Consider the following 23,496-nt stretch of genomic DNA (forward strand, 5'->3'; position numbering starts at 1 on the left):
TGAAAAATCATTTATGAAAATATTGGTGATCGGCCCTTCATGGGTAGGGGATATGATGATGTCACAAAGCCTTTATCGCACGATCAAGGCTTTACATCCCCATGCACAGATTGATGTGATGGCGCCACAATGGTGCCGTCCTTTACTCGCCAAAATGCCTGAAGTTAACGAAGCTATTCCTATGCCGCTTGGGCATGGTGCTTTGGAAATTGGTGAACGTCGTCGATTAGGTAAAAGTTTGCAGGCAAATGGCTATGATCAAGCTATTGTATTACCAAACTCCTTAAAGTCTGCACTTGTGCCTTTCTTCGCAAAAATCCCCAAAAGAACGGGATGGCGTGGAGAGATGCGCTATGGTCTACTCAATGATATTCGCCCATTGAATAAAGAAGCGTTTCCTTTAATGGTACAACGATATGTTGCCCTTGCTTATGATAAGCAAACTATTCAATCAGCTTCCGATATTCCGACACCCATTTTACCACCTAAACTGGTCACTGAACCGCAAGAAGTCACTGAAACTCTGCAAACCTTTGGGGTTGATGGCTCTCGCCCTATTATTGGTTTTTGCCCAGGGGCAGAGTTCGGGCCTGCCAAACGCTGGCCTCACTACCACTACGCTTCTCTTGCTCAAACACTGATTAGCCAAAAAGGCTATCAGGTGCTGCTATTTGGTTCGCAAAAAGACCACGAAGCTGGTGAAGCTATTCGTTTAGAGCTGACCGATGATGCTAGATTGCATTGCCATAATTTTTCAGGGAAAACATCGTTAGAACAAGCTGTTAATCTAATCGATGCCTGCCATAGCGTTGTCAGTAATGATTCGGGTTTGATGCATGTTGCAGCTGCACTCGGTAAACCGCTTGTCGCTTTATATGGCCCAAGTAGCCCTGATTTCACCCCGCCATTATCAGATAAAGCAGAAGTGATCCGCCTAATTACGGGGTATCACAAAGTGCGTAAAGGTGATGGTGAAAGTGGTTATCACCAAAGTTTGATTGATATCCAACCTCAATTAGTTATCGATGCGTTAGCTCGGTTAAATATAGGTATTGAATGATGAGAGTATTATTAGTCAAAACATCTTCAATGGGGGATGTTTTACACTCATTACCTGCACTGACCGACGCACAACAAGCCATACCCAATATCCAATTCGATTGGGTCGTTGAAGAAGGCTTCGCGCAAATCCCAACATGGCACAGTGCCGTTAACCAAGTGATCCCTGTGGCCATTCGCCGCTGGCGAAAAAATTGGTTTTCTGCACCGATCAGGGCCGAACGTGCGGAATTTCGCAAGAAATTACAAGCAACACATTATGACGCGATTATTGACGCGCAAGGATTATTAAAGAGCGCTTTTCTTGTCACCCGCTTGGCTCATGGTGATAAACATGGCTATGACCGCCATAGCATCCGCGAACCATTAGCCAGCTTCTTTTATGACCACCGTTACGCAATCAGCAAGCAACAACATGCCGTTGAACGTATTCGCCAATTATTTGCCAAAAGCCTTGGTTATACCTGCCCAACGCAGCAAGGGGATTATGCGATTGCTCAACACTTTTTGCAGTCACAAGAAGAGCCTCAAAGCCCTTATGTCATTTTTCTGCATTCAACCACCCGTGATGATAAACACTGGCCTGAAAAAAATTGGCGAGAACTTATCGGGCTAATGGCAGGGAGTGGTATCAAAATCAAGTTGCCCTGGGGTGCACCTCATGAGCAGCAACGTGCAGAACGATTAGCAAAAGGCTTTGATTTTGTAGAAGTTTTACCCAAGCTCACTTTAGCCGAAGTTGCACAGCAAATTGCTAATGCTAAAGCGATCGTTTCTGTCGATACTGGGCTTAGCCATTTAACCGCGGCACTTGATAAACCTAATTTTACCCTGTTTGGCCCCACTGACCCCGGCTTGATTGGGGGATATGGGCAAGGGCAGCATACGATTAAATCTCCGAGTAACCATATCGAGGATATAAGTGCTACATACACTTATGAACAGTTGAAACATTTTCTATAGAAAGGTATCTTAGCTACTCAAACTTTTTAATCTTTTACCACATCATTTACGTAGGCAACCTTTTTCGTCTACCCAATACCAGACATTAATTATAATGAATAATTCAATTACAATCATAACGGCATTTTTTGACATCGGTAGAGGAAATTGGAATGCTAAGAGTGGTCGTTCCGATAGATTAGAAAGAACGGCTGATACCTATTTTAATCATTTTAAACAATTAGCTAAACTTGATAATAAAATCATTATTTTCACTTCGCCAGACTTAAAAGAGAAAGTGCTTAAGCTTAGAAAAGGCAAACCAACTCATGTCATTACAATTAACCTAAACCAGAAATTTAATTTTATAATAAAGAAAATATCTTCTATTCAGAATAGTCATTCATTTAAAGGCCTTATAAAACCAGAACAATTACAGAACCCTGAGTATTGGTCTGCTGAATATGTATTGATTAACAATTTAAAACCTTATTTTATCCATAGAGCAATTAAGTCAGGGCTAACCAATGATGAGCTCATTGCATGGGTCGATTTTGGTTACATCAGAAAAGAAAAGACACGATATGGATTAGTTAGGTGGTCTCACCCATTTGACCGTAGCAAAGTTCACCTTTTCTCCATTAACGAAAATTTGGATTTACAAAATGAAGCAGCTGTAATGGATAAAGTCATCAATAATGAAACCTACATAATTGGTGGTGTTATTGTTGCGACTAAAGAAAAGTGGATTGAATTTTACTCACTTGTTTTTCAAACTCAAAAAAGATTAATACAATCTGGTGTTATTGATGATGACCAAGGTGTATTTTTAATTTGTGCTAGTCAAAAACCTAGTTTATTTAAATTAAATTATCTTGGTCATATGGAATGGTTTAAAGTATTTAGATTATTTCATGAAGGCTCAAAAATTAATTACTTAACACGTCTAGCCATCTTACTAAGAGTAATTAAATAACAAAATATTATTGGTTTATTACAACGCCCCCAAGTAATTGGCAGTCCAATTATTGGGGGCAATTCACAAGATATTTCTTATTTCTCTGGTGCAATAAACCCAAAGCACATGGTTTCAGGTGCGGCATCCGGTTCAGAACGATAAATCACATCTTCTTTTTCTATCGTAAATTGTGGCCAGAACTTACGTACCTTAGCGAAGTTTTCATGGGCGCAATCATCATATTTCTTACCCAGCAATAACGCCCCATGTTGGCGAATTTCAGCTTCCGTAATATCACGGTTATAGATATTCGGTGGCATATGCTTTTCCATCGACCAAGGCTGAATGAGATGAGGCCTATCCTTGCCATAAATAATAAACCATTGATATTGGTTATCTTCCCCGCCAACATATTTAACTGGCATACCATAGCGCTGATACCAGCGCTGCTCACCGTCTGCTATCAAGGTTTTCACGCCAATAAATTTTTGCCCTGCTCCGCGAATATTAGCTGCTTGAACAATAAGGTACCCCGCAATAACCACGCCACCAAAGATAGCCAAACCAATTAGCGATTTTTTCAATGGCTGTTTAGGCATCACTGTTATAGAGCCGACAAATAACGGTGCACTAATCGCCATAAATGGCTGCAGCCATTCAGTTATTCGGCCGCCATCGTGAAAAGAGAACCAACCGTAGATCACAATCAGAGGAAAAAGAAGAATAAAGTTAGCCATACGATTCGCTGCCGCTTTCGGCCACCCTAACTTTCCACCGCTGCAATAAATGATAATCGCTGCAATCACTAACGGATAAAACACGCTCAGCGCCGCTTGTGTGGTATGAAGATTAAACCCAGGGTCGATTTGTGAATCTACCCATTTGAAAGCCGAAAAGTCCGTTGCCATCAACCAAAAGAAATTTGGTAATACCAAAGCAAACCACAACGCAATCGCAAGGTAAAAAACAGGGTGGCGATAACTTTGGCGAACGTGTTTCACAAATATAGTTAACAAGAAAACAGACCCAACTAGCGCCAAAGTTGAGTATTTCCCCATTGTTGCAAGGCCAGCAAATAAAGCAAACGGTAACCACCATGCAGGATTATCATCAACGGCACGTAAAAAGAAATAAATAACCCAAGGCCATAATGTCACTAAAATATAGTTATCATTATAAGGAATGATATCGAAATTAATGACACCTGATAAATTCAACATTAGCATTGCAAACCAAGCGAGGTCACGGCGCCCAGTTAAACGAAAAGCCAGCTTCCACACGCCAAGTAAACCGAATGCAATACCCACAAAGTGGCTAAAATACCAATAAAAACTATAGGAAATATCAAGGTAAATTGCAGGCCACATCATGACGCCAACAAACCATGGGTTTTTAGGTGATCCCCACTCCCCGTTCATCCCCCAATTTACCGCTTCTACTGTGTCATAAGGTACGGTTGGGTCGAAATAAAAACTCGCTAAGATCCAAGCTATGGCATAGCTTATGACCCATACATAAACATATTTATTTGAAATTGATTGATTAGTGGCTGGCATATAGTCTTAGAAAAATAAACAAAAGTTCCAACATTCCATTTGGATACTACCCTAATAGCAATAAACCAAATCGAATGACTCTATAATAAGCAGGGAAGTCTACTATAGTTTAAATGCAATACTAGGATGTGCCAGAAAATATTCACAATCTATTGTTGTAATGTTCAAGTTAATATTCAAAAAAAGACATTACTTGGCATTATTGCTCTCGCGGAGGCAAATAGGGTTGCAATAATTTTAATAATCTTTGAAGGGCACCTTGGTTCTCATGAAGAACTTCGGCGGCATGACGTCCATAATATAAGCGGTAATCTTCATCAGAAAGCAAACTCGTCACGGCTTGAGCCATCGATTCACTGTCTGTTACCGTAATCAATCCATCGGCTTGAGTCAGTTTTCCGCAAATATCTTTAAAATTGAATGTGTGAGGCCCCATTAACACGGGTAGCGCATGGGCTGCTGCTTCGAGTGGGTTATGCCCCCCAGTTTCGACCAAGCTTCCCCCAACAAAGGCAATATCCGCAATTCCATATAACAGCATCAATTCACCCATCGTATCACCGATCACCACTTGGATATCTGCTGTAGGGATTGTATTAGCGCTACGACGAATAAACGTTAAGCCAGCTTTTTGGGTCAACTCTTCTGCTTTTGCAAAACGTTCTGGATGGCGAGGAACTAAAATTAAAAGCAAATCAGGAAAACGGGATAGCAATTTTTGATGGGTTTCTAATACAATGGCTTCTTCACCCTCATGAGTACTGGTCGCTATCCAGACAGGGCGATGTGCTGCCCATTGGCGGCGCAAAGTTATTGCCCTTACAGCTAATTCAGGCGTCACTGAGATATCAAACTTCAAGCTCCCCGTTACACTCAATTGCATCCGCCGTAACCCTAATTGAACGAAGCGTTCACCATCTTCCTGATGTTGTGCTGCGACCATCGTGACATTACGTAGCATACGTTTCACAAAGCTACCGAGCTTTTGATACCCCGCAGCAGAGCGCTCAGAAAGTCTCGCATTTGCAATAACCAATGGAATTTTACGTTTATGCAATTGATTAATCATGTTTGGCCATAACTCAGTTTCCATAATGATCACAAGTTTTGGGTCGACTTGTTTCAGGAAACGGCGCATTGAACCAGGGAGATCATAAGGTAAATAGACGTGGTCGACATCATCACCAAACGCAGAAAGAACACGTTCTGAGCCAGTTGGCGTCATCGTGGTCACTGTAATTGGCAAAGACGGATAGTGATGGCGAAGTGCACGGACTAATGGAACGGCTGCGAGGGTTTCCCCGACAGAAACTGAATGTAATAAAATGCCTTGAGGTTTTACTTTTCCTGCACAAAAGCCATAACGTTCGCCCCAACGTTTACGATACGCAGGCGCTTTACGGCTGCGCAGCAATAGGCGAACCCATATAAATGGTTGGATAAGATAAAGAAGTACCTGATATAGACGCAGCAATAACATTCGATCTGATTCACTTACCAAAATTGGCGCTATCTTACCATAAAGCGCAAATAAAAGTGTGCAGAATATGCACCTAAAAATAGCAGTAAAATCTCATCTACAGTTGCAACCATGCTAGATAGCCGATAATGTTAGCGCTTATTCATGCTGTTTTTTCGAATAGAAAATACAAACAACGAGATACTATCGCCATGAAACATAAGGCTATTTACCCTGGTACGTTTGACCCTGTGACATCAGGACATGTTGATATTGTTACCCGAGCAGCAGCAATGTTTGACCATGTTTTGCTGGCTATTGCGAATAGTCAACGAAAAAACCCGATGTTTTCCCTTGATGAGCGCGTTGCCCTAGCTAAAGAAGTCACTTCTCACCTTGATAATGTTGAAGTTGTTGGGTTTTCTGAATTGATGGCTAGTTTTGCGCAAAAAAATGGTGCCAACATTCTTATTCGAGGGGTTCGTTCTGTAGCTGATTTCGAGTATGAGTGGCAATTAGCGAATATGAATCGCCATTTTGTTCCTGACTTGGAAACCGTATTTTTATTACCATCGCAAAGTTTATCCTTTGTTTCTTCTTCTTTGATCAAAGATGTTGCTCTTCACGATGGTGATATTTCATCTTTCCTACCTCCAGTGGTTGCTGAGGCAATGCTAAAGAAACTCAATAAAAAATAGTAAAAGCGCACTATTTTTGACACTGTGGGCAAAAGAAGGTGCTACGTTGCCCCTGTTTAATGCTTTCTATTGGCGTACCACACATTGAACAGGGTTCCCCCTTTTTCCCATAGACAAACAACTCTTGGGCAAAGTAACCCGGCTTACCATCCGACTGTAAAAAATCTTTTAGTGTCGTGCCGCCTTGCTCAATGGAGCGTTGTAACACCTTTTTGATCTGTTGCACGAGCTCGGTAATTTCAACCAATGTTAATGTATTAGTGATTTTTTCAGGTGATATTTTCGTCGCAAATAATGCTTCATTGGCATAAATATTACCTACACCAACAACCACTTTGTTATCCATTAACCACGGCTTAACAGCCACTTTTTTCTTTTGCGCTAATTCATAAAGATACTGCGGGTTAAATGCGTCTGATAATGGCTCGGGGCCTAAGTGTGCAAGCACAGAACTATTTTCTAAATCATCACACCAGAGCCAAGCGCCAAACCGACGAGGGTCTGTATAGCGTAGCACTTTGCCATCTCGCATGACTAAATCCACGTGGTCATGTTTTTCCTCAGGTAATTCTTCGGTCAAAATACGCACACTACCAGACATGCCCAGATGAACAATAACCCAACCTTTTTGCAATTCAATCAGCAAATACTTAGCGCGACGTTGCACACTCAGAACTATTTCGTCTGATAAAATTTTAATCTGTTCACTAACCGGCCAACGTAATCGACTATTGCGTACAACTGCGTAAGATATTGTATTTCCGACTAAATGTGGCTCTATTCCACGACGGCTGGTTTCAACTTCTGGTAGTTCTGGCATATATAAACTCACATTCTTTGCTTAGGGATACCATTTTGCAATCACCTTCATAAGCTCATCTTTAACAATTTCCCAAGTAAAATTATCATAAGCATGTTTTTTAGCATGATAGGCTATTTCTTGACTATTTGGGTGATTTAACGCACTAGTAATATCCTCTGCCATACTTAAAGGCGAAAGTGGCTCCCTGAAAATAAACCCCGTTTCATTATGGGAAATAAATTCCACCATTGCCCCTCGCTGGCTTGCTATCACAGGGCGACCCGAAGCCATCGCTTCTAATGCGACCATACAGAATGGCTCTGGAGCGATGGAAGGTACTGCAATCACATCTGCTAGAGAATAATAGTGCCTAATTTTTTCAGGATGAACACCACCTAAAAAAATACATTGCTCACCCAAATTTTTCGCATAATCTTTTACTTCGTCTTGATATTGCGCTAGTTCACCTTTTAATGCGGCATTTGGATCACCCACAATGACAAGCTTATAACGACGGTCTTCTTTAAAGAAAGTCTCGCACGCCTGCATTAATTCAAGTAATCCTTTATCCCTAGCGATTCGGCCAGCGAATAAAACTATTTTATCTTCTACTGTTAGCCCAAAATCCTCACGCTTGACCTCAGGTGATTGAGCATAAATTTCACCATCGAACCCGTTACGCACCACTTCAATAAACGCATTTGGTAAACGTTCCCTGTACCAATTTTTCATAAAGTGGCTTGGTACAATGATTTTTATGTCTTCAGGAACATCTTTAGGCTCGTACAAATTATGCATGTGTAACACAACGTTATTATGCCCTTCTTTCTTAATTATTTTTTTGAAGGATTTAATATGATTGTGAACAAAAATAACGCTTTCATTCGGATTTGGCGAAAATTGGTGTTTAATTTTGACAATTCTATCTGCATAAGAATATGGGTCTAATCTTGTCCATTTCTTAAATAGCCTTGTATACACTTTCCCAAACTTAATGCGCTCAATTTCACAATGCTCATTAACAACAGAATGAGCACTATATCCATCATTTTGTATACAAACGATTCGGTTTTCAATGTCTAATCGTTTAGCGACATTGTACATCCACGATTCAATTGCTGCCGCACTTTTAGGGGGGATAGAAAATATAGGAGAAACTGTTAAGACAATTTTATTAATCATCATATTATTTTCTTTTTTTTGTATATTTTTCAAACAAGTAATGAATACCCGACAAAATACCTGATAAATACGCACCTCGCTTTAATAGGTGCTTATATTCTTTTTTCCTTTCAACAAATTTAGTGGCATGTTTTAAATCATCCTTTGTCCAAGGTGATTGTGCTAATGCTTTATAGAAAGGCTGAGAAGAAGGATAATTCGCCCATGTGTGCCAAGGCTTACTCACACCAGTGTAATGAATTAAAACCGTTTCAGGTGTAATAATGGTTTGGTTTTTTTGATGTGTTCGGTCATACAGCTCATTTTTTAAGGTATAAACTGTATTAAACTTTTTATTAAGCAGTATCAGGTCATTTCTTAAAACAAGGTTTAGTACATCTTGATCAGGGTATTTAAACCGTTGTTTCGCATTTTCTGCAGACAATAACTCAAAACATTGCTGAGTAACTCGTTTTTCGTGCCACTTCTTTAAATTCACAAACATAACACCCGAGTTAAAATAGGTCTCAGCTAACTGTGGTGTGTGTAGTCGCGTTTCACTTTTTGTTCTTACACCGATGTCATCAGCAATAACACCACAAACTTTGTCTTCAATTAAATTAGCTGCCAAATCTAATTGACCATTACAGATAACATCCGCATCTAAATATAAGGCAACATCATAATCTTTCGAAAGATAATCTAAAGCAACTAACCGAAAGTACATCGCTGAGGACCAAACATCAGAAGCCGGTAATGTTTTTAATAATTGATTATCCAACTCATAAACATGAAATTCAGTTGAAAACTGATGAGAAATAGCCTTCAACTTCTCTAAAAAGCTAGGGCTGACTTTATCTAAAAAATAATGAAATCTGAAGAACGTATTTGGGTTATTAATAAGTAAAGAGACCGCTGAAACACCTGCACCAAACTGATAGTTTTCATCCGAACCATAAATAATATCAAGACATGGTAATGAGGCATTACTCGCATTAGCCCCCTCATTTAACAGATATTTATTTGTTATCAGGTTATTCATGGCAAACTCTCTTCTGCTTGGTTGAACTATGCCCCATCATGGCGATTAAAAACCCCAAAAGAACTCCTAAGGGTTTAAGGTCCACTTGTTCAAACATTCCACGAACCAGATAAAAGCCAATAAGACTTAACAGCAATGCAATGAAGGCAAAGTAAATTTCCGGTGCATCAGACCTATTTTTAATCCCTTGCATTGAGGAATAGCACATTGACAAAAATACCGCACTAAATATCGCTAACCCTGCAATGCCCGCACCAAACCAAATATAAAGCCAAATATTATGGGGCCCAATAGACTGCTTAAATGTCCATTCCGGGTGATTTTTTACAACACTATTGTACTTCTCATGGTATATTTTATCGCCAATCCCATATCCGATAACTGGATTTTCCAATATAAGCTCAAAAGCGGTTCCTTGAGTTCCATTAGTATAACGGTGAGTACTATCCGTCTGCTCTAACTTATAAAACAGTTTTTTACTTGTATCAGGATAAATTAGTTTAATTGAAATAAGTGAAATTACCGAAAGGCATAATACAACTCCAATTAGTTTCCAAGGACGTTTAAAACATAAAAATAATAACCCAGCGACTGCAACTGCAACCCATGCCCCTCGAGCAAGCGTTCCGAGTAAAACAAACAGAAATACAATACTTAAAAGATAAAAATAAATAAGTTTAGATTTGGGTAATAAATACCAAAGAATAGGAAGTATTGGAAAGAAAAAAACTAACGCATCCGAAACATGCCTAAAATCATAAGTAGTAAACGGTAAAATACCCTGCTGATAGGCTATATAGTAGCGGCATAACTCAACAAGTAAAACTAAGGCTAACGATACAGTAAAACTCGTTAATAATAGTTCTGAAATCTCTTTTAGGCTTTCTCTATATAAAATAATTGGCAATAAAAGTGATAAACTTAGTATTCCATAATTCAATAAATTATTGTTAATAGTTTTAATAGATACACTTAATATATCTGAATAAGATGTTGATACATAAAGAAAAATAGAAAAAGCAACAACTAAATATAAAAGTTTATTATTTAATCTTTTTAGCACTTTTTTTGTATCTAAAGACAGATAAACCAAAGATGTGGCTATCATCAAATAGAACAGAATATGCTTATATCTGGTTACATTTTCCACAAAAAAAAGAGCAACAAAGATTAGCACCAAAGCTTTGTTATACTTTGAGAGAATACTTTCATTTCTATCTAAAAAAGACATAACTTGCCCAATTATTATTTACTTAATTTAACCAAAAAATACTGAAGATTATTTTTTATACCAGAGAGAATGTTTACCTGGTTAAACATATGCTTCGCACAATATCGCAAATGATTACTGCTTTTAGCCTTCAGTAACGGAATATCCTTCCAAGGTGATGCCTCTTTTGCATTAATAAAGGGTTGAGCTGTTGGGTAATTAGCCCACTCATGCCAAGGCTTAGTTGGGCCGATATAATGAATCAATACAGTTTCAGGCGTTATTGGGTTCTCTTTTTTACCTTTTTGCAGCTCATAATTGATACTGTATTGAGTGTTGTACTTGCTATCAAGGTAAATAACTTTCCCTGTTAATAGCATATTTAAAATGTCTTGGTCTAAATAGGATAATTTTGCTTTCACAGTATCTTGGGAAAGTAAATCCATTGCTTTCGTTGAGATATCAAATTTTGACCAATTCACTAAATTTAAAACTAAAAACCCTGCATTAAAATACCCCGAAGCAATACCCGGGACACCTAAAGCATCAGCTCTTTTTTGCCACCAATTGCGATCCCTTTCAGGCACAACAGCAGCGATTTCATCATCTTTAAATTGAATATTTAACAATGGCTGCAGCGTCCCTTGGCACATAATATCTGCATCCATATAGATCATTCTATCTAGCTGATTTGAAAAGTAATCCGCAATAATAAACCTGAAATACGTTGCATATGACCAATTTTTGGTACTCGGCAGCGATTTAAGCTGTTCACAGTCAACCAAGTAAACTCTAATACTCGTCTTATATTGCTCTGCAAGCTGTTTAAATAATTGACTTTGCTCGTTATCAAAGTAGTCAGTAAATACATGAAATGAAAAAGAGATATCAGGATTTGTTTTTAATAAAGAAGCCATCGAGATCCCACAACCATATAAAAAATTACGGTCAATACCATAGGAAATATGTAAGCTATCATTATTAACAATCGCATCAGGTGACGATAAATCAATTTGCTGTGTAACCGCATTTTCTTTATTGAAGAACATTTATATCTCTCTTCTCTCTTGACTCACAATGACTTTCTAATTGTACGTTCTTTAATTTGTGCTGCTTTACTTTCCGCTTTAGCGATCAATGGCGCTTCCTGTTGCAAGATATCTCGTAGCGATAAGCCAAAATAAAACTTCATAAAACGAAAAATATCACGCTGAGTGAGCCCAATATTTAATGATGAATAATATAAACCAATTAAGTCTTTATTTCGCCAGCGAGTTGGAACAGAATTTCTGAGTTGTGCTCTGTGCAAATCAATAACCGATATTTTTAGCTGTTCTTCATTTCCCGAAAATGGCAAATGCAGTAAAAAATGGCAAATATAACAATCACGATGGTTAATACCAGCCGCGTGCATTTTACGCACCATCTGCGCGACTCGACGAATAATCATTTGTTTAGAACTAAACGTTGGCGGGTTATCTAGCCAATTCGCACAATAATCTTCTAAACTCACCGTCGGGGTTAAATCTTCAGTAATAATAAAGGAGTGGCGACGAAGAGGGTTAATCCCTTTTTGCCCAAAAGCTCGGCCATTCATAGTATCAACTCCCACTTGAGTAAGTCGATGAATAGCATTCCACTCTCTATCCGCCCCTAATACAGGTAACCGAAAAGATAATAAGTTTTTAAGGACTTCTTTCAGTGTAGTCCCATAATGAATTTTTATAAAATAGCTGCGCCCTTCAAGTTCAAAACGCAGCGTTTTACGCGTCTCTAACGCACGAAAAACTTCACCTTGTAACTTATCTGTCTCGATAAAAGGATCTTTGTTTTTCCACAATTCATTAAAAGGGGTTTTTAAGTCAATCATTTGTTTCCCCCTAAAATAATATCTGCGGCTTTTTCTGGTAAACTATACAAATCTTCTGTATCCGCAAAATATCGCGCATTACTTGCCCATTGCGCTAATTGAACCGAATTCTTTAAGCTATCGACTAATGCCAAATTTAAAACCGTTTGTTCAAAGGGTTCGCTTATCACAATACCGCATTGAGCTTGGCTAATAAATGAAGCATATCCACACACTTCTGTGACAATAATCGGTAAACCTGCAGTAATCGCTTCTAATAACACAATACCTGCCGCTTCTTGATAAGCCGGGTGCATTAATATATCGGCTGCAGCCATTAATTCTGCAATATCATTACGGCCGCTAAAGAAAGAAACTTGCGAACCGATGCCTAACGTTTTCGCTAATTGCTGGTATTTCGCCGGTTTATCTTGGCCAACTACCATCAATAACGTGTTTTTCTTAATCTCATCGGGCAATGCCGCAATGGCTTTTATCGTACGGTCAACACCTTTGCGTTTGAAGTCAGAACCCACCTGTAATACTAAAAATGCAGACTCAGGTATTTGATTTTTTTCACGATAAACTCTTTTCGCATCTACAATTTGCTTATCATACTTTCTATCTTGGGCGATACCGGGAGGCAGCATATGGAAACGCTCATTTTCGGTTTCATAATGCTTTTTGAAATGACTAATTTGATGTGGCGTTAACATTAATAACTGTGTCGGTTTCCCCACAGCAAAAACGGCTTTTTCAAATTCGGCATAATGTTTATAGCGAGGTGTCAGCTTATAAAAAAAACCTTTTTCTTCAGCGACTTTCTGGGCATAGCAGACATCTGCTGCATAATACACATCCAGGCCTGGCATTTTATTGAAGCCAATTACCCGCTCAACAGGATGCTGCTTTAAATGCGCCAACACCCAGTCATAATATTGTGCATTGCATCCGTGATTCGTCTTCGATGTCACCGGCACGATAATAATTTCAAAACCATCCGGCTTATCACCTTCCCATGATTGGGTATAGACACGTACGTGATGCCCACGTGATTGGCATTCGGTTGCAATACGTAGAAAATCCCGTTGTAACCCACCAAACGGAAAGTATTTATATAAGCAAAATGCCAGATTCATGTTAATACCTTGTCATCATAGAGCGAATATTCATCGGCAACATTTTCTCTGTTGCTTTAATTACATCGGATGCAGGGACAATAGATAAATATTTTTTACTGCGATCAAGTTCATTTCGCGGCGGCATGGGTTCATAGTCTCCCGCCCAAAATTGCACGCTATTATCGCTCCAAGGCCGCCAAAAAACATGATTTGTCGCACCAAAAAGGCACACAATGGGTGTATTGACTGCTGCAGCAATGTGCATTGGTGCAGAATCAACACCAATGAATAACGCGGCATGAGCAATCAATGCGCCTAGCTCAGGAAATGAAGTTTTCCCTGCAAGTTCAGTAACAGGCTTTGTTTGGCAGCCATTTGCAATCTCATTGATACATTCTAAATCTTCTTTACTCGGCCCCGAAGTTAAAACTACTTGATAGCCACGAGATTGCAATGCATCGATGACGGCTGAAAATTTTTCATTATCCCAGCACTTAAAAGTTTGGCGTGCTGTTGGTTGAATAACGACATAACTGCTATGAACACCCAGTCTTAACAGCCTTTCATCAATATTTTTCCAATCCTGCTCTGAATAAGCCATCGTTAGATGTGTTTTTAGTTCTTTTATTTCTAACGGCTTGAGCACTGATAAGTTATTTAGAACAACATGCTCGCCCTCAGGCTCTGTCAAATGCGTAAAACTGTTACGCCAATATTTAGAATCTCGATGGGCAAACTGATGGGAAATTTTTGTGCTAGCAGGAATAGCCCGAACCAATACACTCACCATCCATTGGTCTGCTAGATTAACAACTAAATCATATTTATTTTTACGCAGCTTTAGCAGCAACTTAATAAAATTACATGCTTTACTCAGCCCACCACTTTTTTTCCCAGATATGCCGTATAACGCGTTAATTTCAGCATTTTCAGAGAGAATGGGGATAGTATCCTGATAAAGTAAAACATCAATTTCAGCATCAGGATATCGGTGTTTTAATGAGCTGATAACCGGTGTTGTCAGCAACATGTCCCCATGAAACCTCATCTTGATCACAAGAATTTTTTTAAACTGTTTTTTCACCAGGCACTCTTAGTCAAGTCTATATGTAAAAGACGATAGTCATTCGACAACAAATATCATTATTAATTCAATGAATACTTACTATGTTACTACTTTCATAATCATGGTCATAGCTTCGAATGCACATATCAGCGACAACCCAAATTTTAGATAAAAAAAAACTCAGCCGAAGCTGAGTTTTTAACGCAGAAAGCAAAATTATTTGATTTTTGCTTCTTTGTAGATCACATGCTTACGAACAACTGGATCGAATTTTTTCAGTTCCAGTTTTTCTGGCATTGTGCGCTTGTTCTTCGTAGTGGTATAGAAATGACCTGTACCTTCAGAAGAGACTAGCTTGATTTTCTCGCGAATACCTTTAGCCATTTTTTAGCTCCTTAGTACTTCTCACCACGGGTACGCAGTTCAGCAAGAACAGCATCAATACCCTTTTTATCGATAACACGCATACCTTTAGCAGATACACGCAGTGTTACGAAACGTTTCTCAGACTCAACCCAGAAACGGTGAGAGTGCAGGTTTGGCAAAAAACGACGTTTGGTCGCGTTTAATGCGTGTGAACGGTTGTTGCCGCTCATTGGACGCTTGCCAGTAACTTGGCAGACTCGTGACATGTCTATTCTCCAAAAATCTAATCAGCTCGAGCTTTTTTGTTCTGGGTATGGCCGCCTCGTCAGGCTTAGGAGCCCATCTCAGCAAACTTTCATTGACTGAAAAAACCGTTGATACCTAAATAAAGATTTACTTTACTAAAACGTAAAAATTTACTGAGATAGGCCCTTCTCGCCAAACCCAAGATCCTTAAAGGTGGCGTAGTATACGCTTTACATCGTTTTCACTCAAGCCCAACGCAAAGAAAGTTGTCATTTTTTAGACAAAAAAATAATTTTATAACCATCCTCGCTCTACAAATGACACACATTGCTTGTGTCCGACGACAAAATGGTCAAGTAGTTTAATCCCCATAATAGCGCAAGCACGCTGGATCCGTTCTGTCACCTGCCTATCTGCGGTGCTGGGTTCTGGGTTACCAGATGGATGATTATGGGCAAGTATAATCCCGTTTGCATTCATTTTTATGGCAAAGCGAATGATTTCTCTGGGGTGAACTTCAACTTTGTTCAAAGTACCTTTAAACAATTCCTCATGACAAATAATCTGATTTTTATTATTTAAAAATATCACGACAAAGACTTCGCGCTCTTGCCCTGCGAATAAATCCAGCAACTTTGCTTTCAATTGCTCAGGCCCAGTCATCACATCTTCATGTAAAAACTGTTCAGAGAAAAAACGGCGAGCCAACTCACTGACAGCCTGCAATTGGGTAAATTTACAGCTCCCCATTCCTTTACATTGTTTTAGTTTTTCGTAGTCTGCTTGTAAAAGCAAATAGACCGAACCAAACTCCTGTATTAAACGCTTCGCAAGTTGCAAGACAGGTTCACCTTGGCTCCCTGTACGCAAAAAAATAGCAAGTAGCTCAGCATCAGATAACGCAGCCGCACCGTATGCAAGTAGCTTTTCTCTTGGTGGTAAGTCTAGATGTTCACTCATCATATTCTTTGTCCCTAAATCCATTTCACCTTTTTTATCTAGCCTAGAAAACATTCACAACCCCTCGCATATGGGTTTGCGTAGCGCTTCGCAAAAATAGTACTGTGACGAAAAATCGAGCGCGCCACCTCTAGCTTCTCTGTGGTAATATGCCACCCATGTTGACCGTATTGGATAAAAATAATGAATCAACTATCACTATTAGGTAAGCAGATAGTTATTGGTATCAGTGGGGGCATTGCCGCTTATAAGATCCCTGAACTCACCCGCCGTTTACGCGATAAAGGGGCAGTTGTGCGCATTGTCATGACTGACGGTGCAAAAGCCTTTATTACACCTTTAACCTTACAAGCCGTTTCAGGGCACCCTGTTTCTGATGACCTACTCGACCCAGCCGCAGAGGCCGCAATGGGCCACATTGAGCTCGCTAAGTGGGCGGATATTATTATTCTCGCGCCTGCTACTGCGGATTTAATTGCTCGCCTCAGTGCAGGAATGGCAAATGATTTGCTCACAACGGTTTGTCTTGCTTCCGCAGCACCAGTTGCACTTGTGCCGGCAATGAACCAGCAAATGTACAGAGCAAAAGCAACGCAAGAAAATTTAATCAAATTGCAACAACGCCAATGTATGATTTGGGGGCCAGACGCAGGTAGCCAAGCTTGTGGTGATATTGGCCCAGGTCGCATGATTGACCCACTAGAAATTGTTCGTCTAACCAGTGAGTTTTTTACCCCTAAACTCGACTTACAAGGCATCAAATTAATGATCACTGCGGGCCCAACACGGGAAGCACTCGACCCCGTTCGTTTTATCAGTAACCATAGTTCGGGAAAGATGGGTTTTGCCATTGCTAAGGCTGCTAGCCAACGTGGAGCAGAAGTCACTTTAATTGCGGGCCCTGTAAATATTGGAACACCTGAAGGGGTTAACCGGGTTGATGTCATTAGTGGCTTAGAAATGTATGAACAAGTCCATAAAACGATTTCAACGCAAAATATTTTTATTGGTTGCGCAGCAGTTGCAGATTATCGAGCAAAAAACATTGCTGAAAATAAAATAAAAAAACAAGGTGATGAAGTTTCGATTACACTTATCAAAAACCCAGACATCGTCGCGAGTGTTGGAAATCTAAAACACAATAGGCCATATGTTGTTGGGTTTGCAGCTGAAACCCAAAATGTGGAAGAATATGCACGCCAAAAACGACAACAAAAACAACTCGACCTTATTTGTGCCAATGATGTATCACTAGCAGATAACGGATTTAATAGCGATAACAATGCGTTACATATTTTTGATGCCAACGGTGATACCCGTTTGCCTCACTGTAATAAAAATGAATTAAGCCACTATTTACTTGACGAGATACTTCAACGTTATGAAAAAAATTGACCTAAAAATCCTTGATAGCCGTATCGGTAATGAATTTCCTCTACCAGCCTATGCCACCACGGGTTCTGCTGGTTTAGATTTACGTGCATGCATTGATGCACCAATTGATTTGGCACCAGGTCAAACAGAGCTTATTCCAACAGGTTTAGCTATTCACATTGCTGATGAAAGTCTTGCTGCTGTCATCTTACCTCGCTCCGGTTTAGGTCATAAACATGGTGTTGTACTTGGTAACTTAGTTGGTCTCATTGATTCGGATTACCAAGGCCAACTCATGGTGTCTGTATGGAACCGCAGTGACAAAGCTTTTACCGTTGAACCTGGTGAACGTATGGCGCAAATGGTATTTGTCCCAGTTGTTCAAGCTGAATTTAATATTGTTAATGACTTTGACGCAACAGAGCGTGGGGCTGGCGGTTTCGGCCACTCTGGCCGTCAATAAATAGAATATCCTGATAACGAATATGCTAGATAGAACCTGAATTAGGTTCTATCTTTATGAATAAAAACAATCAGCCGCATATTTTCTTTCAGGAAGCTTGCTCAACATTACTTACATTTTAAATATTGTTTAAATCCATTTTGCTTCGTAAGTCTCTTTACTAAGAGCAAAATTTTGGATAGTTTGTTTTGCTGTTTTAGCAGGGGTCTTATTAGACATGGCAGAAAAAGCGACAACACAAAAACGTAACAGGCGTGATGAGATTTTACAGGCTCTTGCGTTAATGTTAGAAAGTAGTGATGGTAGCCAACGTATCACAACAGCAAAACTTGCTGCTACGGTTGGTGTTTCAGAGGCTGCGCTGTATCGTCATTTTCCGAGTAAAATGAAAATGTTCGATAGCCTCATTGGGTTTATTGAAGACTCGTTGGTTTCGCGCATTAATCTGATATTAAGTGATGAAAAAGATACGATAATTAGAATTAAACTAATACTTGCCCTAATACTGGGTTTTTCCGAGAAAAACCCTGGGCTAACGCGCATAATGACCGGCCATGCTCTGATGTTTGAGCAAGATAGGCTGCAAGATCGTATTAATCAATTATTTGAACGTATAGAATCACAATTACGGCAAGTGCTAAAAGAGAAAAAAATACGTGATGGCCATGGGTTTATTCATGATGAGTCACTACTTGCTTCTCAGCTACTAGCCTTTTGTGAAGGAATGCTCTCTCGTTTTGTGCGTTCTGAGTTTCGTTATCGGCCAACCGTCGAATTTGAATCACGCTGGCCTTTAATTCTAGCTCAGTTACAATAACCGATTATTTATACTACTCACCCCGCCCATCATTGGGCGAGGGCTTTTTTTTATTCAATTCCGTATTGTTCACGGTAAGCCTTCATAGCCGCTAAATGTTCCTGCATACCTTCCTGCTCAGAGAGGTAAGTGATTAAATCGCTCATGGTAATAATTGAGTAAACTTTACAGCCATAGTCACGCTCAACCTCTTGTACTGCTGAAATTTCACCTTTCCCTTTTTCTTGGCGGTCAAGGCATAGCAGAACACCGTTCAACGTAGCTTGTTGTTGTTTAATAATTTCCATTGACTCACGGATTGCCGTTCCTGCAGTAATGACATCATCAACGACTACAACACGCCCTTGCAAAGGACTCCCGACTAACATACCACCCTCGCCATGGTCTTTAGCTTCTTTGCGATTGAAACAATATGGCATATCAATGTCATGGTGCTCAGAAAGCGCTACTGCTGTCGTCGTTGCGATTGGGATCCCTTTATACGCTGGACCAAATATGACATCACACTCGATGGCACTATCTTGTAATGCTTGTGCATAAAAACGACCGACAAGTGCCAGATCACGCCCTGTATTAAATAACCCCGCATTGAAAAAATAAGGGCTTTTACGACCTGATTTCAGCGTAAACTCACCAAATTTAAGTACCTGTTTTTTCATGGCAAGTTCGATAAAATCGCGCTGATAGGCTTTCATTGGTCATTCTCCTCGTTGATGATTATTTATCTATATTCAAGGCTGGCTAATTGATTGATGAACCAGCAGGCATAAAAAAGGCGACTTTTCAGCCGCCTAATTAATGATTAACTTACTTCAGCGCTTCTCGCTGAGCTTCAAAAATGGTATTTAAACCTGTTTTAGCTAACGCCAGTAGGGCCAATAGCTCTTCATGACTAAATGGTTCGCCTTCTGCTGTGCCCTGCACTTCAATCATTCGGCCATCATCCATCATGACAACATTCATATCAGTTTCAGCCGCAGAATCTTCAACATATTCAAGGTCACATAGAGCGTCTTGATTGACAATTCCAACAGAGACGGCAGCGACCATTGATTTTAGTGGGCTTTTTGCAATTTTACCTTGCTCAACCATGTTATTCAGTGCGTCAACTAGCGCTACGCATGCACCAGAAATCGCTGCTGTACGCGTGCCGCCATCCGCTTGGATAACATCACAGTCTAAAGTAATTGTGTACTCACCTAATTTTTTAAGGTCAACCGCGGCACGCAAAGAGCGTGCAATTAACCGTTGGATTTCCATCGTACGACCCGTCTGTTTGCCTCGCGCAGCTTCACGTTGATTACGTGAGTTTGTTGCACGCGGTAACATGCCGTATTCCGCAGTAACCCAACCTTGCCCCTGCCCTTTTAAAAAGCGAGGAACGCCTTCTTCAACAGTTGCATTACATAACACCTTCGTGTCGCCAAACTCAATAAGAACAGAGCCTTCTGCATGCTTAGTATAGTTGCGCGTGATGGTAATCGGGCGCATTTGGTCTGCTTGTCTATCTGCTGGGCGCATGGTGTTATCTCCATTATCAACTCAAATTGGGACGCATTATACGTTGTTCAAGCGATAATGCCTATCCTGTCATCCTGCATAGCGTTATAATCCCCTAAATTTTTACGATAATGGGAACGAATTATGATCCGTAGTATGACCGCTTTTGCCCGTCGGGATATCAAGGGTGAATGGGGGAATGCGGCCTGGGAGCTGCGTTCCGTAAACCAACGTTATTTAGAAACGTATATTCGCTTACCTGAGCAATTTAGAAGCCTTGAGCCCGTCATTCGTGAGCGCCTGCGTTCTCGCTTAACACGTGGAAAGGTGGAGTGTAGTCTACGCTTTGAGTTAGACGGTGCAAATCGTGGTGAATTAATCCTAAATGAGCAATTAGCACGCCAGTTAATCAGTGCAGCGAATTGGGTTAAAAATTACAGCCATGAAGGTGAAATCAACCCATTAGAAATTTTGCGTTGGCCTGGAGTGATGTCAGCTGGCGAACAAGATTTAGATGTCATCAGCGAACAATTAATGGCGGGTTTAGATGAAGCGATTGATGCTTTCATTCAAAGCCGTGAAGCTGAGGGTGCTTCATTGCATGCGCTCATCGAACAGCGCCTTGATGGCGTCTTAGTTGAAGTCGCCAAAGTACGTCAACACATGCCAGAAATTCTACAATGGCAACGTGAACGCTTACAAAACAAGTTAGAAGAGGCTGAAATCCAAGTGGATAACAACCGCTTAGAGCAAGAGCTTATTTTATTAGCGCAACGTGTTGATGTTGCAGAAGAATTAGATCGCTTAGAAGCACACGTTAAAGAAACACGTAATATCTTGAAGAAAAAAGAGGCAACTGGTCGCCGTCTTGACTTTATGATGCAAGAATTTAACCGTGAAGCAAATACATTAGCGTCAAAATCAATTAATAGCGAAGTCACAACTTCAGCAGTTGAACTCAAAGTATTAATCGAACAAATGAGAGAACAAATTCAGAACATCGAATAATCACTCTGTAACGGTTTTAATCTATAAAGAAGCCAACCGATGAAGTAATCTTATTGATCGTTTGGCTTTTCTCTTTGAAAAGATCTTCAAACTAACTCGAAATAGGTACCAATTTTCATGAACTTTGGGCTTATATTCCACAATAACCCTTCGAAGATATTAAAATTTTTTTACCCAAGCAGTATTAGGAGAAAAATGAACTACTGCCACAGTATTAATTATACTTTTCCAAATAATGAATAATATCGATTAAATCAACCCCTACAAAAATCACATAACAACTTGATTTTTAATCGTAAATTTAATTTCCTCCCTGTTTTTTCCAAAAATAAGATCTCGCTCATAAATCAATCAAATGTTTTGAGTTCAATCACAGATAACAAAACAGATCTTTGACACCACAATAACTGCTTATTAACATCCATCTTGTATACAAGTTGAATTCAATATAAATACAATAAGGTTGATTACCTCGACAAACCAATAAAAAGGTAACTCTATGTCACATAATGATTCTGTTGTAACACCAGCAACAAAAGACTCACCAGGGCGTTTACGTTGGGGATTAGCAGCAATATTTTTTATTATCGGTTTGATTGCATATATGGACCGCGCAAATATTTCCATTGTTGCCGAACATATGATGACCGATTTAGGAATGAGCAAAGTTCAATTTGGCTTTTTGGGTGCGCTATTTTCACTTGGCTATGCGCTTGCCCAAATTCCAAGCGGCATACTTGCAGAACGGTTTGGTAGCAGGCTTATCGCAACTATTAGCCTTTACATTTGGTCCGCATTCACAATATTAACGGTCGTTGCCCCTACCTATATTTGGTTATGCATCGTACGCTTCCTATTTGGTGTTGGAGAAGCGCCGCTCTACCCTGCAAATGCCGTCTTTAATACATGGTGGTTTCGCCAAAATGAAAAGGCACGGGCAGCTAGTTTCTTACTTGCTGGTTCCTATTTTGGGCCTGTGATTGCCCCTACCCTTACCGTATTTATTATGATTTCATTCGGGTGGCATGCCGTTTTCTATATCTTCGGTGTGATTGGTATTCTTATCGGTATGGTTTGGTATTTCTTTGCCAGAAATAAACCTGAACAACATCCTAAAATTTCTCAAAGTGAAATTGCGTTTATCCAAGGAGGCCGAACAATTAGTGAGCAAGGCGGTGCTGATGTTAAAGCCCCTTGGCGCAAATTTATGAAAGAACGTCCGTTCTGGGCGGTTGGTTTCCAATACTTTTTTGTCGCCTATATGACCACCTTATTTATGATTTGGCTCCCCACCTACTTACAAGAGGCTCGTGGCTTCTCATTAACCGAAATGGGTATTGCTGCCAGCTTTCCTTGGTTAGCAATTTGTATCGCAGTACTCACTGCAGGTTCAATTTCTGATTGGTTACTCAACAAAGGATACTCACAGTTAGTCGCGAGGGGATATATCGCCATTACCGGTTTTATTCTATTTATCGTGGGTATTTGCGGTGCGGCTCAAACTGAAAGTGCCATTGCAAGTGTTGCATGGCTCACCCTCGCACTCGGTTCTCTAGGATTGCCAGTTGTGACCTCTTGGGCAATCGCTGCGGATAAGGGCCGCCAATATGCAGGCTCTGTCAGTGGATGGATGAATTTATGGGGCAATCTCGGTGGTGTTATTTCCCCCATTCTATGTGGCTGGCTTGCACAGCATTTTGGTTGGACCGTCGCTTTACTTTTCAATGTGATACCTATCAGTTTAGCGATTATTTGCTGGTTTTTTATTCAGCCAGATAAACCTTTAGCAGCTGCTGTTAACCCTGACTAATTTTCACCCAAAGCACATTATATTCAATA

24 protein-coding genes are annotated in these 23,496 nt (G+C 40.0%); 9 read left to right on the forward strand and 15 right to left on the reverse strand.

Features of this window, described 5'->3' with window-relative positions:
- Positions 1 to 13 precede the first annotated feature (13 nt).
- The 3 genes from rfaF to yibB all read left to right on the forward strand — a co-directional run bounded on the left by rfaF (position 14) and on the right by yibB (position 2,977).
- A complete protein-coding gene (gene rfaF / locus PSF67_RS11955) occupies positions 14 to 1,060 on the forward strand; it encodes an ADP-heptose--LPS heptosyltransferase RfaF (RefSeq protein WP_210848679.1) in 1,047 nt (348 codons plus the stop codon).
- The gene (gene rfaC / locus PSF67_RS11960) at positions 1,060 to 2,022 is read left to right on the forward strand and encodes a lipopolysaccharide heptosyltransferase RfaC (protein WP_272677014.1); all 963 of its coding nucleotides are present in this window, start codon (positions 1,060 to 1,062) and stop codon (positions 2,020 to 2,022) included. The genes rfaF and rfaC overlap by 1 nt, the downstream gene beginning before the upstream one ends.
- 94 nt (positions 2,023 to 2,116) lie before the next feature.
- Positions 2,117 to 2,977 (forward strand): protein YibB, encoded by an 861-nt coding sequence (gene yibB / locus PSF67_RS11965; RefSeq protein WP_272676985.1) that lies wholly within the window; start codon positions 2,117 to 2,119, stop codon positions 2,975 to 2,977.
- Between the two features lie 77 nt (positions 2,978 to 3,054).
- Here the strand turns inward: yibB and PSF67_RS11970 are convergent, their stop codons facing one another.
- The gene (locus tag PSF67_RS11970; RefSeq protein ID WP_272676986.1) at positions 3,055 to 4,515 is read right to left on the reverse strand and encodes a glycosyltransferase family 39 protein; all 1,461 of its coding nucleotides are present in this window, start codon (positions 4,513 to 4,515) and stop codon (positions 3,055 to 3,057) included.
- 199 nt (positions 4,516 to 4,714) lie between these two features.
- Complete coding sequence (waaA, locus tag PSF67_RS11975) at positions 4,715 to 5,995, reverse strand: lipid IV(A) 3-deoxy-D-manno-octulosonic acid transferase (RefSeq protein ID WP_166267124.1); 1,281 nt, start codon at positions 5,993 to 5,995, stop codon at positions 4,715 to 4,717.
- A gap of 191 nt (positions 5,996 to 6,186) precedes the next feature.
- On the opposite strand from waaA, the gene coaD reads away from it, so the two are divergent.
- Complete coding sequence (gene coaD / locus PSF67_RS11980) at positions 6,187 to 6,672, forward strand: pantetheine-phosphate adenylyltransferase (RefSeq protein ID WP_166267218.1); 486 nt, start codon at positions 6,187 to 6,189, stop codon at positions 6,670 to 6,672.
- A 10-nt stretch (positions 6,673 to 6,682) separates the two neighbouring features.
- Here coaD and mutM read toward each other — a convergent pair whose 3' ends face one another.
- The 11 genes from mutM to radC form a co-directional block, all read right to left on the reverse strand.
- Complete coding sequence (mutM, locus tag PSF67_RS11985; RefSeq protein ID WP_231068640.1) at positions 6,683 to 7,492, reverse strand: bifunctional DNA-formamidopyrimidine glycosylase/DNA-(apurinic or apyrimidinic site) lyase; 810 nt, start codon at positions 7,490 to 7,492, stop codon at positions 6,683 to 6,685.
- A 21-nt stretch (positions 7,493 to 7,513) separates the two neighbouring features.
- Positions 7,514 to 8,659, reverse strand: coding sequence for a glycosyltransferase (locus PSF67_RS11990; RefSeq protein ID WP_272676987.1), 1,146 nt, complete (start codon positions 8,657 to 8,659; stop codon positions 7,514 to 7,516).
- A 1-nt stretch (position 8,660) separates the two neighbouring features.
- The gene (locus PSF67_RS11995) at positions 8,661 to 9,677 is read right to left on the reverse strand and encodes a glycosyltransferase family 8 protein (protein WP_272676988.1); all 1,017 of its coding nucleotides are present in this window, start codon (positions 9,675 to 9,677) and stop codon (positions 8,661 to 8,663) included.
- On the reverse strand, positions 9,670 to 10,908 hold the full coding sequence (gene rfaL / locus PSF67_RS12000) for an O-antigen ligase RfaL (protein ID WP_272676989.1): 1,239 nt from the start codon (positions 10,906 to 10,908) through the stop codon (positions 9,670 to 9,672). Before rfaL ends, PSF67_RS11995 begins: the two co-directional genes overlap by 8 nt.
- Before the next feature lie 14 nt (positions 10,909 to 10,922).
- Positions 10,923 to 11,936 carry a lipopolysaccharide 3-alpha-galactosyltransferase gene (waaO, locus tag PSF67_RS12005; RefSeq protein ID WP_272676990.1) on the reverse strand — a complete coding sequence of 338 codons (1,014 nt, stop codon included), beginning with the start codon at positions 11,934 to 11,936 and terminating at the stop codon, positions 10,923 to 10,925.
- A 23-nt stretch (positions 11,937 to 11,959) separates the two neighbouring features.
- A complete protein-coding gene (rfaP, locus tag PSF67_RS12010; RefSeq protein WP_272676991.1) occupies positions 11,960 to 12,757 on the reverse strand; it encodes a lipopolysaccharide core heptose(I) kinase RfaP in 798 nt (265 codons plus the stop codon).
- Positions 12,754 to 13,875: a glycosyltransferase family 4 protein gene (locus PSF67_RS12015; RefSeq protein ID WP_272676992.1), complete on the reverse strand. Its 1,122-nt coding sequence runs from the start codon at positions 13,873 to 13,875 to the stop codon at positions 12,754 to 12,756. Before PSF67_RS12015 ends, rfaP begins: the two co-directional genes overlap by 4 nt.
- A 1-nt stretch (position 13,876) precedes the next feature.
- On the reverse strand, positions 13,877 to 14,941 hold the full coding sequence (gene rfaQ / locus PSF67_RS12020; protein ID WP_210848672.1) for a lipopolysaccharide core heptosyltransferase RfaQ: 1,065 nt from the start codon (positions 14,939 to 14,941) through the stop codon (positions 13,877 to 13,879).
- Between the two features lie 198 nt (positions 14,942 to 15,139).
- On the reverse strand, positions 15,140 to 15,307 hold the full coding sequence (gene rpmG, locus PSF67_RS12025) for a 50S ribosomal protein L33 (RefSeq protein ID WP_004265124.1): 168 nt from the start codon (positions 15,305 to 15,307) through the stop codon (positions 15,140 to 15,142).
- An 11-nt stretch (positions 15,308 to 15,318) separates the two neighbouring features.
- The gene (gene rpmB / locus PSF67_RS12030) at positions 15,319 to 15,555 is read right to left on the reverse strand and encodes a 50S ribosomal protein L28 (RefSeq protein ID WP_004265123.1); all 237 of its coding nucleotides are present in this window, start codon (positions 15,553 to 15,555) and stop codon (positions 15,319 to 15,321) included.
- A gap of 274 nt (positions 15,556 to 15,829) precedes the next feature.
- Complete coding sequence (gene radC, locus PSF67_RS12035) at positions 15,830 to 16,519, reverse strand: RadC family protein (RefSeq protein WP_430442488.1); 690 nt, start codon at positions 16,517 to 16,519, stop codon at positions 15,830 to 15,832.
- A 159-nt stretch (positions 16,520 to 16,678) separates the two neighbouring features.
- Here radC and coaBC point away from each other — a divergent pair, with 159 nt between their 5' ends.
- The 3 genes from coaBC (at position 16,679) to slmA (ending at position 19,149) form a co-directional block, all read left to right on the forward strand.
- Entirely contained in the window at positions 16,679 to 17,890 is a 1,212-nt protein-coding gene (coaBC, locus tag PSF67_RS12040) for a bifunctional phosphopantothenoylcysteine decarboxylase/phosphopantothenate--cysteine ligase CoaBC (RefSeq protein WP_272676993.1), read from the forward strand.
- Positions 17,877 to 18,332 carry a dUTP diphosphatase gene (gene dut / locus PSF67_RS12045; protein WP_166267142.1) on the forward strand — a complete coding sequence of 152 codons (456 nt, stop codon included), beginning with the start codon at positions 17,877 to 17,879 and terminating at the stop codon, positions 18,330 to 18,332. The genes coaBC and dut overlap by 14 nt, the downstream gene beginning before the upstream one ends.
- A 217-nt stretch (positions 18,333 to 18,549) precedes the next feature.
- Positions 18,550 to 19,149: a nucleoid occlusion factor SlmA gene (gene slmA, locus PSF67_RS12050; RefSeq protein WP_004265112.1), complete on the forward strand. Its 600-nt coding sequence runs from the start codon at positions 18,550 to 18,552 to the stop codon at positions 19,147 to 19,149.
- A gap of 50 nt (positions 19,150 to 19,199) precedes the next feature.
- Here slmA and pyrE read toward each other — a convergent pair whose 3' ends face one another.
- Complete coding sequence (gene pyrE / locus PSF67_RS12055; RefSeq protein ID WP_166267144.1) at positions 19,200 to 19,844, reverse strand: orotate phosphoribosyltransferase; 645 nt, start codon at positions 19,842 to 19,844, stop codon at positions 19,200 to 19,202.
- A gap of 112 nt (positions 19,845 to 19,956) precedes the next feature.
- Entirely contained in the window at positions 19,957 to 20,670 is a 714-nt protein-coding gene (gene rph, locus PSF67_RS12060) for a ribonuclease PH (RefSeq protein ID WP_181489986.1), read from the reverse strand.
- Positions 20,671 to 20,793: 123 nt separating this feature from the next.
- Between rph and PSF67_RS12065 the strand changes: the two genes are divergently transcribed.
- Positions 20,794 to 21,657, forward strand: a complete 864-nt coding sequence (locus tag PSF67_RS12065) for a YicC/YloC family endoribonuclease (RefSeq protein WP_166267148.1) — start codon at positions 20,794 to 20,796, stop codon at positions 21,655 to 21,657.
- A gap of 499 nt (positions 21,658 to 22,156) precedes the next feature.
- Positions 22,157 to 23,467: an MFS transporter gene (locus PSF67_RS12070; RefSeq protein ID WP_166267150.1), complete on the forward strand. Its 1,311-nt coding sequence runs from the start codon at positions 22,157 to 22,159 to the stop codon at positions 23,465 to 23,467.
- Positions 23,468 to 23,496: the final 29 nt, after the last annotated feature.

The organism is Providencia sp. PROV076 (assembly GCF_028483405.1).
Taxonomy (GTDB): domain Bacteria; phylum Pseudomonadota; class Gammaproteobacteria; order Enterobacterales; family Enterobacteriaceae; genus Providencia; species Providencia huaxiensis.